At 47.8% G+C, this 15,633-nt stretch carries 12 protein-coding genes and 5 pseudogenes; 11 read left to right on the top strand and 6 right to left on the bottom strand.

Features of this window, described 5'->3' with window-relative positions:
- Positions 1–2: 2 nt before the first annotated feature.
- Positions 3–1,247: an ISL3 family transposase gene (locus LBCZ_RS12935; protein WP_039639874.1), complete on the top strand. Its 1,245-nt coding sequence runs from the start codon at positions 3–5 to the stop codon at positions 1,245–1,247.
- A 93-nt stretch (positions 1,248–1,340) separates the two neighbouring features.
- Positions 1,341–1,826 (top strand): annotated as a pseudogene (locus tag LBCZ_RS15145) (PTS transporter subunit EIIC); the annotation flags it as partial.
- Between the two features lie 79 nt (positions 1,827–1,905).
- Here the strand turns inward: LBCZ_RS15145 and LBCZ_RS12930 are convergent.
- From LBCZ_RS12930 to LBCZ_RS15135, 4 genes and pseudogenes are all read right to left on the bottom strand, one after another.
- Positions 1,906–2,967, bottom strand: coding sequence for an IS30 family transposase (locus LBCZ_RS12930; RefSeq protein WP_039638870.1), 1,062 nt, complete (start codon positions 2,965–2,967; stop codon positions 1,906–1,908).
- A gap of 78 nt (positions 2,968–3,045) precedes the next feature.
- Positions 3,046–3,309, bottom strand: a pseudogene (locus LBCZ_RS15140) (PTS transporter subunit EIIC); the annotation flags it as partial.
- A gap of 21 nt (positions 3,310–3,330) precedes the next feature.
- On the bottom strand, positions 3,331–4,251 hold the full coding sequence (locus LBCZ_RS12925; protein WP_107750408.1) for an IS30 family transposase: 921 nt from the start codon (positions 4,249–4,251) through the stop codon (positions 3,331–3,333).
- Positions 4,252–4,361: 110 nt separating this feature from the next.
- Positions 4,362–4,565: pseudogene (locus tag LBCZ_RS15135) on the bottom strand (PTS transporter subunit EIIC); the annotation flags it as partial.
- A gap of 116 nt (positions 4,566–4,681) precedes the next feature.
- On the opposite strand from LBCZ_RS15135, the gene LBCZ_RS12920 reads away from it, so the two are divergent.
- Entirely contained in the window at positions 4,682–5,743 is a 1,062-nt protein-coding gene (locus LBCZ_RS12920) for an IS30 family transposase (RefSeq protein WP_039638870.1), read from the top strand.
- An 88-nt stretch (positions 5,744–5,831) separates the two neighbouring features.
- On the opposite strand, the gene kduI is transcribed toward LBCZ_RS12920, so the two are convergent.
- The gene (gene kduI / locus LBCZ_RS12915) at positions 5,832–6,677 is read right to left on the bottom strand and encodes a 5-dehydro-4-deoxy-D-glucuronate isomerase (protein WP_025013746.1); all 846 of its coding nucleotides are present in this window, start codon (positions 6,675–6,677) and stop codon (positions 5,832–5,834) included.
- 265 nt (positions 6,678–6,942) lie between these two features.
- Between kduI and LBCZ_RS12910 the strand changes: the two genes are divergently transcribed.
- Positions 6,943–7,743, top strand: a complete 801-nt coding sequence (locus LBCZ_RS12910) for a hypothetical protein (RefSeq protein WP_025013745.1) — start codon at positions 6,943–6,945, stop codon at positions 7,741–7,743.
- Positions 7,744–7,845: 102 nt separating this feature from the next.
- On the opposite strand, the gene LBCZ_RS12905 is transcribed toward LBCZ_RS12910, so the two are convergent.
- Positions 7,846–8,616: an IclR family transcriptional regulator gene (locus LBCZ_RS12905; RefSeq protein ID WP_025013744.1), complete on the bottom strand. Its 771-nt coding sequence runs from the start codon at positions 8,614–8,616 to the stop codon at positions 7,846–7,848.
- Positions 8,617–8,957: 341 nt separating this feature from the next.
- Between LBCZ_RS12905 and rpiA the strand changes: the two genes are divergently transcribed.
- The 7 genes and pseudogenes from rpiA (at position 8,958) to rhaD (ending at position 15,585) form a co-directional block, all read left to right on the top strand.
- Positions 8,958–9,647 (top strand): ribose-5-phosphate isomerase RpiA, encoded by a 690-nt coding sequence (gene rpiA / locus LBCZ_RS12900; protein WP_025013743.1) that lies wholly within the window; start codon positions 8,958–8,960, stop codon positions 9,645–9,647.
- A 544-nt stretch (positions 9,648–10,191) separates the two neighbouring features.
- Positions 10,192–11,370, top strand: coding sequence for a glycoside hydrolase family 88 protein (locus tag LBCZ_RS12895; protein ID WP_025013742.1), 1,179 nt, complete (start codon positions 10,192–10,194; stop codon positions 11,368–11,370).
- A gap of 12 nt (positions 11,371–11,382) precedes the next feature.
- A pseudogene (locus tag LBCZ_RS12890) lies at positions 11,383–11,643 on the top strand (PTS sugar transporter subunit IIB); the annotation flags it as partial.
- Positions 11,634–13,004 (top strand): annotated as a pseudogene (gene rhaB, locus LBCZ_RS12885) (rhamnulokinase); the annotation flags it as partial. The pseudogenes LBCZ_RS12890 and rhaB, both read left to right, overlap by 10 nt.
- Before the next feature lie 2 nt (positions 13,005–13,006).
- Positions 13,007–13,321, top strand: coding sequence for an L-rhamnose mutarotase (gene rhaM / locus LBCZ_RS12880; protein ID WP_025013740.1), 315 nt, complete (start codon positions 13,007–13,009; stop codon positions 13,319–13,321).
- A gap of 63 nt (positions 13,322–13,384) precedes the next feature.
- Positions 13,385–14,665, top strand: coding sequence for an L-rhamnose isomerase (locus LBCZ_RS12875; protein WP_025013739.1), 1,281 nt, complete (start codon positions 13,385–13,387; stop codon positions 14,663–14,665).
- Positions 14,666–14,694: 29 nt separating this feature from the next.
- Complete coding sequence (gene rhaD, locus LBCZ_RS12870) at positions 14,695–15,585, top strand: rhamnulose-1-phosphate aldolase (RefSeq protein WP_025013738.1); 891 nt, start codon at positions 14,695–14,697, stop codon at positions 15,583–15,585.
- Positions 15,586–15,633: the final 48 nt, after the last annotated feature.

Here is a 15,633-nt window from a genome sequence, read left to right as displayed (position 1 = left end):
AAATGTCCCAATACGATCCTACACTGTCCGTCCTTGGAATACCAGACCATAATATCAAAGTAGCCTTTGTTCGTCATGAATATCGCGGCAACGGGGTACGTCGCTGCCAGTATCATGTGATTGATGCCGAGCTGACTTACCGGTTAACCCGGTGCCCACTGTGTGGCTTTGAGGCCTTGCACCCTAATGGGTTTTACACGGCCCACGTGCGCGTCCCCAACGGGGTTGAAATGCCGACAGTCATTGACTTGCACAAGCAACGATGGCGCTGTCATAACTGTTACCACACAGTCAGTGCCAAGACGCCACTCGTGCAACCCAACCACACGATCGCCGCTCACATGACAGAACGAATCATGAAGTTAGCGCATGAACGGTTGCCGGTCAAAACCATCGCCCGTATTATCGGAATCTCAGCCTCCTCGGTTCAACGGATCATTGACCAAAATCTCAAACTCCGACCGGCTCGCCGGCTACCCACGCGACTCTGCTTTGATGAGTTCCGTTCCACTCATGGCATGATGTCGTTTATCTGTCTTGATGCCGATTCAAATCGTCTGATTGCCTTGCTTGGTGACCGATTCAACCGCACGATTAAAAACTTCTTCATCGCTCATTATTCACTCGCTGAACGCACTCGGGTCCAGACGGTCACCATGGACATGAATGCAGCTTATCAGACGATTATTCATGAGGTTTTCCCCAAGGCCCAAGTCGTCATTGATCGGTTCCATATCATTCAACTTGCGGCTCGTGCCCTTGATCAGGTACGCGTCCAAGCGCTCAAACAGCTTGATGACAAGCACAGCCGTCCTTATAAGATCATGAAGACAAACTGGCGGCTTTTTCATCAAACTGCGCCTGACGCTAAACACAAACAGTTCCTGTTTGGTTTGAATGAAGACGTCACGCAACAGGAGGCCATCGATATCGCACTTGATACTGAGCCCAAGCTCAAGCAAACCTACGAGACCTACTTAGCGCTTCATGATGCTTTGATGGTGAAGAAACATCCCGCGGAACTGGCAAACCTGTTAGCTACTTACGAGCCAAACGGTACGGCAATGGACATGACGATCGCGACGCTTAAGCGACACAAAGTCGCTGTTCTCGCCGCTGTCACCAGCCCTTATTCCAACGGTCCGATCGAAGGGGTTAACCGCCTCATCAAGTCACTCAAACGATCCTGTTTTGGCTTCAAGAATCAGCTGAACTTCTTCAAACGAATCTACCAAATCACGGCATAACATGACAAAGACGGCTCCCCAAATGGAGAACCGCCTCAAATGATAAATTTATTCTTCAACACCAGTTGACGCAGAGCCCGATTTTCGAAAGCGATGTTTGTTCCTGTATTGATATTACCGATTGCTGGTATTTTGATAGCAATCGGTAATATCTTCACGAATCAGAAACTGCTCGAAATTGCACCCTTTATGAATAATCCGGTGACCAAAGGATTTGGGCTAATTCTATCAGGTTCGTTGGTATCAATTCTGACGAACCTTGGGGTGATTTTCTGTGTGGGGTTGGCAGTTGGCTTGGCAAAGAAAAAGAAAGCTGAAGCTGGTTTTACCGCTTTATTGACGTTCCTTGTTTTCATCAATGCGATGAACAAATTTATGGAATTACGCGGTATTCTTTCTAAGGCAGAAAATCTTCAAGGAACAGGTCAAGCATCAGTACTCGGTGTTCAAATTTTAGATATGGGTGTTTTCCTAGGCATCATACTTGGTATCACCGTGGGTTACATCCATAGCAGGTTTGTCGATACAGAGTTCCGCAGTGCGTTTCAAATATACGGTGGGAGTCGATTTGTTTTTATTCCCAAATTGCAAGAACAAGTTAGCCGGGGTGTTGAGACACTCCCAAGAACAGCCTGTTATCTTATGAGTGGTTCATTGTTTAGCTTACGTGTTGTGCTGAACGCCGAGTCCGGCGCACTTCGGTCTCAAAACACTCCTGGGGGCCACGGTAGTCTAGCTTTCTCCGGGGAAGCCCGTTAAGACGGTCTTGGGTAGCCAGCACCTGGCTGGGACTAACATCATCCAGCGACTCGCCTTTTGGGTAGTCACGTCTAATCATGCGATTGTGGGCCTCGTTGGAGCCGCGATCGCATGAGGTGTATGAATGCGCGTAGAAGATGTCTGTATCTGTGTCCTCAAAGGCCTTATCCAGAGTCGAGAACTCCGGGCCATTGTCTGCGGTAATCGTGCGCAGACAGTCACCCCACTCAAGCTTGATTTCTCGTAACGCAAACTCCACAGAGTCCGAGTCTCGGCCGTCGATCAGTCGGAGAAGTTGGCAACGAGTCTTCCGCTCAATCAGGCTAAGGATGACGCTCTCACGGCCATTGCGTTTCCCGACAACGGTATCCATCTCCCAATGTCCGAACTGCTTGCGGCGTTCGACAGCCTTAGGACGCTCCTCAATACTGCGGCCGGCTAGGCGCTTATGCTTAGTGCTCTTGTGTTGCTTGGTCCGCCGATTTGCCTTCTCCACGAGATCGATGTTCCGAATTTCTAAGCGTTGATCATCGATGTAGCGATATAAAGTGGTTGTGCACACCATCTCCTCAGGGGTGAATAGCTTGGCTCGCCGTGCGGCGCCAACGGCTGCATCAGGCGACCAGTGTTCAGTCTTGGCCTGATTAACGTACCAGGCCAGGAAGTGGCTTGTAGCGGCGAATTTATCCGGCCTATGACAATTCAGACGTGCGGTCTCATAGCGCGTCTGAGCAGCTTCAGGACTATATTCCGTATGATAGATCAGTTTGCCATTAATGCGCTTAGCCTGCTTGACAGTCCCTCGGTCAATCTCATTATTGATGGTTTGATGGCAGACGCCAATTTTGGCAGCAATTTCGCGTTTGGAGGTGCCGGTGGCGTAAAGTTCTGCAATTCTACCGCGTTCCATTTGAGACAAATGATGACCTGGTTGACGACGTGTGATATCCTGTTCATGCATCAGGACAATACCTCTTTCATTGTTTGTGTTGGAACTTCAATGATACAGGATATCTGTTCTTGATGTTTTTTATTGTCCCAAATTTGTAATAAAAGTGGCTAACTTGATTTTAAAACGCGCGGCTTTTACTTTATTCTTATTTTCTGGTTTAGCCATCTGATACATTGCTAAACATGCACCAATCAAACCAAACATTTTTGAGATCCCCCGAGCGTCCCATATAACGGAACGGGACAGCAAGTGAATGCTCGGATCCGCCATTTCGGCATAATAAATATTTCTTGCTCCTTCAAAAATATGTCCACCGATTTCTTGAACGCCACCAAGTGAGGTATATAAGAATCCTAGATTGCAATAATAAAGTTACCACCTAGAAAGAGGCTTGCTCACTGCTTGAACTGGGGTTTGCCAACGGAGACATTTTCTAGGTTTGTTATTGATAAGCGCTGTGGCTTGTTGAATATCGGTCTCTGAAACCTGATCAAAGTGTGTTCCCTTCGGGAAATAGTAGCGAAGTTCTCGATTGAACCGTTCATTTGTGCCCCGTTCATTCGGGTGATAGGCGTGGCAAAAGTAAACCGGTATCCGATAGCGCTTTGTAAGCGCCTGATCGCAGGAAAACTCTTTACCGTGATCAACCGTCACTGATCGAACCGGACCCGGAAAGTCCACCATCAGTCTTGCAAATCCCTTGAGAACAGCATTTTGTGATAAGTTTTCAAGCTTAGTTGTCGCCATTAAACGTGTCACCCGATCGACAATGGTCAAAACAGCAGCCTTTGACCCGCGACCACCGCGAACTGTATCCATCTCTAAATGTCCTTTTTCGGTTCGCCGATTAGCTGACTCACTGCGAATCTCAATTGAGGTGCCTACTGCTTGGTTATAGCGCGACCGAAGGTCTTGTCTTCTTTTATGACGTTTACCGTGATCAAAGAGTTGGCTTGGCTGAAAATCGACTTGTCTTTGATAAATCCAGTGGTAAATCGTGTGTGGCGCACAGTGAACGGCATAACCGACCATTTCAGGGGACCAACCCAGGTTTAGCTTCTCAGTTACCATCCGCTTCAACTTAGGCGTTAAAATCGAGTGCCGACCACAACGATGCCGACAAGTATCGGCATGATCCTGAGCTATAATGGCGCAGTAATCACCTTCAGGGCAACGGTGAAGCTCATGCCTAATAGAAATACGAGAGCGGCCTAAGGTCGCGGCGATGTATTGAATCGTGTGGTGTTGCATCAGTTCTATCTGAGATCGTTCAATTAAGGTTATAATGGCCATGGGACCTGTCCTTCTCTCTAGATGGTATGTTATGCAAACACCATTTTAGCAAGAACGGACAGGTCTTTTTTCACATTTTCTGGGTGGTAACTTTAATTATGCAATCTAGGGAATGGTGTATAAATTAAATGATGCAAGCCGGTTGGGATTAGTAAACGTTCCAACGAGCCATAGAGGAACAGTCCAAAGTTGCCAGTCTTATTGATAACGCCACCTAATCCGGAAATGCCCATCTGGATGAAAGGCCAGACATACGTGAGCACGACCGCCAATAAAACAGTCACCGAAATTAGAACAATAAAAACAAATCGCGCGTTTTAAAATCAAGTTAGCCACTTTTATTACAAATTTGGGACAATAAAAAACATCAAGAACAGATATCCTGTATCATTGAAGTTCCAACACAAACAATGAAAGAGGTATTGTCCTGATGCATGAACAGGATATCACACGTCGTCAACCAGGTCATCATTTGTCTCAAATGGAACGCGGTAGAATTGCAGAACTTTACGCCACCGGCACCTCCAAACGCGAAATTGCTGCCAAAATTGGCGTCTGCCATCAAACCATCAATAATGAGATTGACCGAGGGACTGTCAAGCAGGCTAAGCGCATTAATGGCAAACTGATCTATCATACGGAATATAGTCCTGAAGCTGCTCAGACGCGCTATGAGACCGCACGTCTGAATTGTCATAGGCCGGATAAATTCGCCGCTACAAGCCACTTCCTGGCCTGGTACGTTAATCAGGCCAAGACTGAACACTGGTCGCCTGATGCAGCCGTTGGCGCCGCACGGCGAGCCAAGCTATTCACCCCTGAGGAGATGGTGTGCACAACCACTTTATATCGCTACATCGATGATCAACGCTTAGAAATTCGGAACATCGATCTCGTGGAGAAGGCAAATCGGCGGACCAAGCAACACAAGAGCACTAAGCATAAGCGCCTAGCCGGCCGCAGTATTGAGGAGCGTCCTAAGGCTGTCGAACGCCGCAAGCAGTTCGGACATTGGGAGATGGATACCGTTGTCGGGAAACGCAATGGCCGTGAGAGCGTCATCCTTAGCCTGATTGAGCGGAAGACTCGTTGCCAACTTCTCCGACTGATCGACGGCCGAGACTCGGACTCTGTGGAGTTTGCGTTACGAGAAATCAAGCTTGAGTGGGGTGACTGTCTGCGCACGATTACCGCAGACAATGGCCCGGAGTTCTCGACTCTGGATAAGGCCTTTGAGGACACAGATACAGACATCTTCTACGCGCATTCATACACCTCATGCGATCGCGGCTCCAACGAGGCCCACAATCGCATGATTAGACGTGACTACCCAAAAGGCGAGTCGCTGGATGATGTTAGTCCCAGCCAGGTGCTGGCTACCCAAGACCGTCTTAACGGGCTTCCCCGGAGAAAGCTAGACTACCGTGGCCCCCAGGAGTGTTTTGAGACCGAAGTGCGCCGGACTCGGCGTTCAGCACAACACGTAAGCTAAACAATGAACCACTCATAAGATAACAGGCTGTTCTTGGGAGTGTCTCAACACCCCGGCTAACTTGTTCTTGCAATTTGGGGTTTGAATTTTAACGTAATTCAGACATTGGTACCTGATCCATATCATCGTAGGTTTGGTTTTCACCGCACATTGCCCAGATGAAGGCATAGTTGGTGGTGCCGACGCCGCAATGAATGGACCAGCTTGGGTTGACCACTGCTTGTTCGTTAAATAGTGCGATGTGCCGGGTTTCATCAGGCTCGCCCAGGAAGTGGAAGACGCGGGTATCGGGTTCGGCGAATTCAAAATACATATAAGTTTCCATCCGCCGTGCATGGGTATGTGCCGGCATCGTGTTCCAGGAAGAGCCGGGTTCGAGGACAGTGTAGCCCATCTGCAACTGGCAGGTGTCCATCTGTGAAGCGTCAATGTATTTGTAGATCGTGCGCTTATTCATATGCGCCTGATCGCCCATCGGTTTTGCTAAAGCGTCGGCAAACGGTAACTTTTTATTCGGATAGGTTTTGTGTGCCGGCGTCGAAACGACATAGAACTTAGCTGGGTTCGCCGGATCATTTGATTTGAAAATAACATGCTTGGTGCCCATGCCCACATAGTAACCGTCGTGAGTCGTCATCGGCTCTTCTGTTCCGTCAATCGTGATACTACCTTCGCCGCCAATGTTGATAAGGCCCAGTTCGCGACGCTGTAAGAAGAAATCAACGCCTAATTCTTTTGATAGCGCAATTTCCAGTGGCTGATCAGTTGGGGTTACCCCGCCAAAAATCATCCGATCGTTGTAAGTATAGGTGAGTAAAATATCGCCAGGCGCAAAGATCTTTGGCATCAAGAATTCCTCACGCAGCTTATCGGTATCGTAATGTTTAATGTCTTCAGGGCTATGCGCGTAACGCGTGACCATATTGAATGACAATGAAAAAGCCTCCATTTCTTTTAAAGAAACAATGTTTATTATTTTGCACAAGTCCAATATAGCATTACTAGTCAAAAATGCAAGCGCTATTATGAAATTTCAGCCAACGTTTGACAGTATGTATTTACTTGCCATACGATACAGTTGTCTTTTGTTAAAAACGGTCTTTCTTAATTAGAAATTTCAAGATGGCAAAAGGACACGGTTTGCCGGGCTTAACATTCGGCTACCGAGTTAGCAGTTAATGACTTTGAGGAGGCGCATGATGACTGAAATAACCTTGCAATTAAGACATGAAGATCAAACGCTTAAAACCGCGACGAGTGAGGCGAGAACCTATTTGGCTTATCACAAGCAGTATGCGTTGGGCGATTACTATCAGGTTCGAGTCAGTGACGCGCCCGCTTATGTGTGGGTGCAATTGGATGCGAGTGTGGCACCATCGCTGGTGTATCTGAAACAAACCACGTGGGATTTTCGGATTCCGTTTAACTTGCAGAAGGAATGGCCATATCCGGATGGAGCATTTTTAGGAACCAATCACTATGCCTGGGTGCGGGTGGCTAATGAAGATGAGCTAACTGTTTCACGCAATTTGGCGCTGAACACCCATGACCAGCATGAAGCAAGCGGTGCCTATCCCCATGCATCCGCCAATGCGGAGACGCGGGATGAACTCGTATTTTATGCCAAGAATGTCATTGATGGGGTGATTGCTAACGAAAAGCATGGCAGTTATCCGTTTCAGTCGCGGGGAATTGCCGAGTGCCCTGACGCTGAATTGACATTGGACTTTGGCCGGGAAGTTTTGGTGAATCGCCTTGTGCTGATTTTGCGGGCTGATTATCCGCATGATAGTTATTGGCAGGAAGTTACCGTCGAATTTTCCGATGGCAGCAGCGAAAAGCTTGAGCTTAAGAAGACGGCAGCACCGCAGCAATTTGACATCATGCCGCGTAAAGTGACGTGGCTGAACCTCACGCACTTGGTGAAGGATCAGGATAGTTCGACTTTTCCGGCGCTTACTGAGTTGGAGGCTTGGGGTAAAGAGGCGTTCGCAAAATAGTGGCGATCCAGAATATTCGGCATGAAAAATGGCAGTCGCTTTGCTTATGGTGATAAGCAAGGCGGCTGCCATTTTTGCATCTTTAAAGTTCTTAGCTGAAATTTAAAGCGTTTGTTCAATTGCATGCTGCGTATTCAGCAACAATCGAATGAAATTGGATTGGCGTTCTTTGTTAACCCGATATTTAGGTGAGCTGATGCTGAAAGCACCATAAATGCGACCGGCTTTCATGATCGAGGCGCCGAGGCAAAGGACTTCCGGCTGATTCTCCTCGTTGTCGATGGACACGCCCATTTCCTGAATAGTTTTCAGATTTTGACGGAGTTTCGGCAAGCTGGTGATCGTGTTGGGGGTTAGCGGTTTGAGTTTATGCGTTTCGAGGTAGTCATCTAAATGTTTGCGCGAATAGTTGGCCAGCAGTGCCTTGCCCATCGCGGAGGAGTACATGTTCATGGTGCCACCGATGAGGGATTCCAGCTTGATGCTGTTAGGACTCTCAAGTTTTTCAACCAAGACGATTTTGTCATTGCGCACAATGCCGAGATTAATGGTCTCGTTGGTTTCGTCGCGCAGATTCTCAAGGAAAGGGCGAGCGACTTTGGCAATATCAAAACTGTCGAGCGCTTTTTGCGCATACGGGATCAGTTCGGTACCGAGGTAATAGCGTTTGGTGCTTTCATCGCGGCGAACGAAGCCAATCATGTCAAGCGTGTTGAGAATTTTCAAAATCGTGGGCTTCGACGAACTTAACGCCGCACTCATGTCTGCCAGTGACGGCGGATCATCGGCTTTCATAAGATAGTCTAAGATGTCTTTGGCTTTGATAAGCACCGTGCCATACGGTTTTTGTTGTTTTGGTTTTACTTGTTCCAATGGAAGGCCTCCAAACGAAGTTTTGCGAAGTTTATTATATAGAAATATACAATGGTGAAAAGGGTTTGTCCAGTTTTGGTTCGGCTTAGCTCAGGTGAAATTGTGTAAAGGTGTAACCCGCAATCGCTGATATGCTGGCGCTTACATGATAAGTTAACAAAACCACGAGACTTTTTAAAATATTTTGTTTCATTTTTGGAAATTGATAGACTGTTATAGGAAAAAGGTCCCGTGATAATCAGAAAACAACTTGTCAATTTGCCGACAAGTCTTGTGACAACCCGCTCATCTTCCGGGGAATCAGATATAATAGAGTTATTAAGCGAAAAGGATGGTTGGCCATGGATCAGAACAAGTTGAAGCAGGAGGCTGCTCAAAAGGCAGCTGAGTTTGTTGAAGATGGCATGACGATTGGCTTGGGCACCGGTTCAACAGTATATTACCTGGTTGAAGCGATTGCGCAGCGGGTCAAAGAAGAGCACCTGAATCTGACCGGCGTTGCGACCAGCGTGCGGACACGCAAGCAAGCTGAGTCGCTCGGCATTCCTATGAAGGATCTGGATGAAGTTGCGCAAATCGATTTAACGATTGACGGCGCCGATGAAGTGGATAAGCATTTTCAAGGCATTAAAGGCGGCGGACGCGCACATTTGATCGAAAAGATTGTGGCGATTAATTCTGCGCGGAATATTTGGATTGTGGACGAGTCTAAGTTGGTGGATACGCTGGGCAAGTTCCCGTTGCCGCTTGAAGTCATTCCGTTCGGCAGCGGCAAGTTGTTGCAACGGCTAAAGGATGAAGGACTGAAGCCGGTGTATCGCCTAAATGACGATGGCACCAAGGCGTTGACGGATTCAAAGAACTACATTATCGACCTGCATCTTGGCCGGATCGAGCATCCGCATTTGTTGGCGGAATGGCTTAACAAGCAGGTGGGCGTGGTTGAACATGGTTTGTTCCTCGATCTCGTTAAAACCGTGGTAGTCGGCACTACGCATGGTCCGGAGATTCTGGATGCGCACCGCGGCTGATTATTAGCTAAAGTGAAAAGCTGACAAGTTGAATAATCCAAATAGCGTCAACGCAAAACCCTCAAAGTTGCAACCTGACTTTGAGGGTTTTGCGTTGGCGTTTTTTTCTGGCCTCATCAGATGTCTAAAGGGCGAACATCGATAACTGACTTAAAAGTGATTATGAATGTTTATATTTGTCGCTTGTAAATCCCTATAAAAATAGCGTTTACAAGCGCTTATTGGTTTTGGAAGCCGTTAATTTGGGGAAAATTGTTCGTAAATGATTTACATTAAAGCGCTTGCATGTTATAGTCTTTTTGAAAATAAAAAGAAAGGACGTTTATTATAAAGAAATAAATGAGCAGTTCAACAATGTCCTTTGTTTTTAACGGCTTTATGAAAATAGTTAAGTTTCCCTATATGACGGGGCACAAGTGCAACAATTGGATTTTTTAGAAAGCCTTTTTGCCTAGAATGTCACAAGATGGAAACATTATTTCCAAAAAGTATACATACCTATCGATTCCAAACGATTCGTAACAAAGCACCAAGGAGGCAAACATTGAAAATTGAAAATTTAACGAGTGCCCAGCGATTTTTCAACGCCGGGATTGTCGGCAAGCGCATGGTGACTACAGCGTTGGATAATGCCGTTGCGCATCTTGATTTAAACATCAAGGTGTTCGGCGAGAATTTTCCCGAGCCGTCAACGGTCAACAATCACTATGCACCGATGAAAAACACGGAATGGACCGATGGCTTTTGGACGGGGATGCTGTGGCTAGCTTATGAATACACGGGCGAGCAAAAGTATCGTGCCCTGGCCGAAAAGAATGTCGCCAGTTTTGCTGATCGGATTGACCGCAAGATTTCCGTTGATCATCACGATTTAGGCTTTCTGTATTCGCCGTCAGTGGTTAGCGCGTATCGACTAACGAACAGCCAGCTGGCGAAAGACACCGGGATCAAAGCGGCGGATCAATTGTTAACCCGCTTCCATGAAAAAGGCGGCTTTATCCAAGCTTGGGGTGCAAAAGGCGCTAAAGATGAAAACCGGCTCATTATTGACGCGTTGCTGAACATTCCGCTGTTGTATTGGGCAACGTCGGTGACTGGGGATGCTAAGTATCGGCAAATTGCCGATCAGCATTATCAAACGGCATTGAAGACGGTGTTTCGTCCGGATGGCTCCACTTTTCATACTTATTTCTTTGACGATACCGGCAAACCATTGCGTGGGGCGACAAAGCAAGGGTACGCCGACGATTCCGACTGGGCGCGCGGGCAGGCATGGGCGATCTACGGGACGGCCTTGCATTACTATGACACGCATGATGCGACCGCTTTTGACAGTTTCAAAGCCGTGACCAACTTTTTCCTGAATCGGTTGCCGCAAGATGACGTGCCGTATTGGGATCTGATCTTCCAAGAAGGCAGTGATCAGAGTCGTGATTCATCTTCAGCAGCGATCGCGGTGTGCGGGTTGCATGAGATGCTGAAATATTTGCCGGAAGCGGATCCGGATAAGCCGGTTTATCGCGCGGCCATGCATGCCCAGCTGAAATCGCTGATTCAACATTATGCGACGCCGGTGGATGGCCAAACCGCCGAACCGCTATTGCTTCACGGGGTCTATTCCTGGCATTCCGGTCATGGCGTGGATGAAGGCAATCTGTGGGGCGACTATTTCTACATGGAAGCATTGATCAGGTTTTATAAAGATTGGCAACTATATTGGTAGGGGGCTTTTAAAATGACGGAACCAAATATTAAAGCAGTACGTCTGGATGAGCGGTTGATTCATGGGCAAGGGCGATTGTGGATTTCCAACCTTGGCGTCAACTTGGTGATTGTTGCCAACGATGAGGTCGCGAAAAGCCATATTCAGCAACAGTTGATGTCCTCGTTAATGCCGGAATCGGTGGGTATTCGTTTCTTTTCACTTCAAGAGACGATCGATAAGATTTTCAAGGCGTCACCGCGGCAGACGATTTTCATCATTGTGAAGACGGTCACGACCGGTGGCAAATTGATCACATTATCGATGAAATCTTCACTGGCTTGGAAAAAGTTAAAAAGATGGGTTATAAGTTGATTGACATGGGCATTGATACCTGGGCCGTCGATTACGTCTTGGTTGGCGCTGATGGCAAGAAAATGCACGATCCGGTGAGCTATCGGGATATGCGCACCAACACTGCCATCAGTAAGCTCACGTCAGAGTTGCCGAAGTCGTATATTTACGAAAAAACCGGCATTCAGTTCCAGAACTTCAACACGCTTTATCAGCTGTACACCGAAGAACGTGACGATCTGGCTAAAGCCGATAAGATTTTGATGATTCCGGATTATATCGGGTACGTGTTAACCGGTAATGCGGTCACTGAAGTCACGAATGCGTCAACCACGCAGATGCTCAATTTGCGCCAAGGCCTGTTCGACAAGGATTTGCTCAAAGAAGTCAACGTCGCGCAAGATCAGTTCCCTGAATTGGTCGAATCCGGCACGCCGCTGGGCAAGATCAGTCATAAGTGGCACATGAAGTATGACATTCCAGACACGGCTGTTATTACGGTTGCCGCCCATGACACCGCCAGTGCCGTCGTTGGTACGCCAGGTCTTGGTGATCACTGGGCATTCTTGAGTTCCGGTACTTGGTCCTTACTCGGGGCGGAACTAAACACCCCGGAAAACGGTCAGGATGCCTTCAAAGAAAATTACACCAACGAATGGGGCGCCTATGGGACGTACCGGTTCTTGAAGAACATCATGGGCTTGTGGATCGTGCAATGCATCAAGCGCGAACTCAAGGATCAATACAGCTTCAATGAATTGGCAGAAATGGCTGATAAAGTCGCACCATTCCGGGTCTTCATTGATGTCAACGACAAGCGTTTTGAGAACCCGAAGAGCATGATCAAAGAACTGCAGCAATATGTTGCGGAGACCGGTCAAGCCAAACTTGAAACTCCGGGCGAACTCACCCGGGCGGTTTATGAAAACCTGGCATTGTACTATGCCAACGAGATTCAGAAACTCAGCACTATCATTGCTGATCCGATCGACACTCTTAACATTGTCGGCGGTGGCTCAAACGTCACGTTGATGAATCAACTGACAGCTGATCTTGCCGGCATCAAAGTGGTCGCTGGCCCTAGTGAAGCAACCGCGATCGGTAACTTGCTAGTTTAAATGATTACAACCGGTGCGGTTAAGGACGTGGTCGCAGGTCGCAAGTTAATCAGGGAATCCTTCGACTTGAAGACTTATCAACCGAATGCGACAGCCTATCCTGATGTGTTGACGAAGTACAAAGCATTTATGAAGACAGCAAAGCCGACCAAGGCAGCTGCAAAATCTAAGGAGGCGGTTTGATCATGGCACGCATTGGCCAAGTCATGTATGTCTATCCTGACAAGTACGATGAATACGAAAAGCGGCACCATGAGTTGTGGCCGGAAATGAAGGCAGCACTCAAGGAATACGGCGCCACCAACTATTCCATCTACCTGAACAAAGCAAACGGTGAATTGTTTGCTTATCTGGAAGTACCGGATGTTGACAAGTACAACCAGATTGCCAACACCGATATTTGCAAAAAGTGGTGGGCCTACATGAAGCCACTCATGAAGACCAATCCGGATAACAGTCCGGTAGCCGTTGATCTGCATGAAGTTTTCCACTTGGATTAACTCGGTTTTTCATTTTGGTAACAAGTAGTTTCAAATTATTTTCAAAAAAGGAGCGTTTATCACATGGTTAAACCAGAAGAAGTCGATAAGGCATATGAAGTTGCCAAGCAACGTTACGCAGAAATCGGTGTCGACACAGACGCCGCTATGAAGGAATTGGAAAAGGTACCTTTGTCAGTCCATTGCTGGCAGGGCGATGATATTCATGGTTTCTTGTTCCCGAACCAGGCATTGACAGGTGGCATCGGAGTTTCCGGTAACTATCCTGGCATCGCCCGCACCCCGGATGAACTGTCCGGCGACTTACACGAAGCTTTGAGCCTGATCCCAGGCAAGCACCGGGTTCAGCTGCACGCTATCTATGCCGTTACCGACAAGAAGCGTGACTTGGATACTTTGGAGCCTGAAGACTTCGATTATTGGATTGATTGGGCAAAGCAAGAAGGCATCGGCCTTGACTTTAACGGCACCTTCTTCTCCCACCCAATGGTTAAAGACAACATGACCGTTTCATCACCGGATCCAAAGGTTCGCGATTTCTGGATCCGTCACGGGAAGATCAGCCGGGAAATTTCCAACTACATCGGTGAAAAATTAGGCAGCCAGGTTGTCAACAACTTCTGGTTCCCAGATGGCTTCAAAGACAACCCAATTGACAAGAAGACCCCTCGTCTGCGCTTGTTGAAGGCTTTGGACGAAATCATCAAGGATCCACTTCCGGAAAAGAATACGATTGAATCCTTCGAAGGTAAGCTGTTTGGTACCGGGATTGAATCCTACACCACCGGTTCACACGAGTTCTATCAAAACTACGCGATCAGCCGCAACAAACTCTGGACTATTGACGCCGGACACTTCCACCCAACAGAAGATGTATCTGACAAGTTCAGTGCATTCTTCCCATTCGGCAAAGGTTTGTTCATGCACGTTTCTCGTCCGGTTCGTTGGGACTCTGACCACGTTGTCATCATGGACGATGCTTTGATTCGGATCACCCGTTCCTTGGTTCGTGACGGTTATCTTGATCGCACCCACATCGGCCTTTACTTCTTTGACGCAACGATCAACCGGGTTGCTGCTTGGGTTGTCGGCGCTCGCGCAACGCAAAAGAGCTTGCTGCAGGCAATGTTGGCACCGATCGACCAGTTGAAGAAGAGCGAATTGAACGCTGACTTCACTACTCGTTTGATTGAAACCGAAGAATTGAAGTCCTTCCCATTCGGTGCTGTTTGGGACAAGTTCTGCCAGGATCACAACACCCCGGTTGGCTTCGACTGGATGAACAACATTCATCAGTATGAAAAGGACGTTCAGTTCAAGCGTGACACCAAGTTGGTTCACTAATTCAGCAGATTCTGAAAGGAATACCTCTAATGGATAACAAGAAACAATTTCTGAATCCGGAATATACCCAAAGTTTTACAGAATCCCCTTATGTGACGCAGATGCGTAAAGTGACTTGGAATCTTTACCAACACGGCTGGGACGAACGCAATGGCGGTAACGTCAGCTATCGGCTGACCGAAGCTGAAATTGCTCCTTATGGTGATGTTCACGAGGTCAAGCGCAACATTCCGATCAAGTTTGATGCCAGCAAACTTGCCGGTCAGTATTTTCTGGTCACCGGAACCGGGCGCTACTTCAAGAACGTGAAGGACTTTCCGGCACGTGATACCGGACTCGTTCAGATCGCCCAAGATGGTCACAGCGTTAATCTGTTGTGGGGTTTCAACGACGGCGGGCAACCAACCAGTGAGTTCCCGGCACATTTAATGACCCATATTCAGCGCCTCAAGGTTGATCCTAACCAGCGCATCGTCATGCACTGCCACCCAACCAATCTTGTTGCCATGTCCTTTACCCTGCCGCTAGAAGAGAAACTGTTCTCCCGCATTCTGTGGAAGATGCAAGCCGAATCCATCGTTGTGTTCCCCGAAGGCATTGGCGTCTTGCCATACATGACCCCGGGAACCAATGAAATCGGGCAGGCCACGGCTGATAAAATGGCCAAATTCCGCCTCGTGATGTGGCCGCAGCACGGCATCTTCGGTGCTGGCGACTCTATCGACGAAACCTATGGCCTGATCGAAACCGTTGAAAAAGCGGCAACCATCTACACCGCCATTCAGGCGCAAGGCGGCCGCATCATCAACGAAATCACGGATGAAAATCTGGAACAGTTAGCCAAACGTTTTGACCTAACACCAAATCCGGAATTCCTCCATGGTGATACCTTGATCAGCAAGGTGACACTCAAAGTCTGAACCAACAAGTTTGTTTGCGATACCTCCCATGAATTTAAGAAAAGCACC

This window comes from Lacticaseibacillus casei DSM 20011 = JCM 1134 = ATCC 393 (assembly GCF_000829055.1).
GTDB classification, from domain to species: Bacteria; Bacillota; Bacilli; order Lactobacillales; family Lactobacillaceae; genus Lacticaseibacillus; species Lacticaseibacillus casei.
This window is presented reverse-complemented; position numbering and strand designations above follow the sequence as displayed.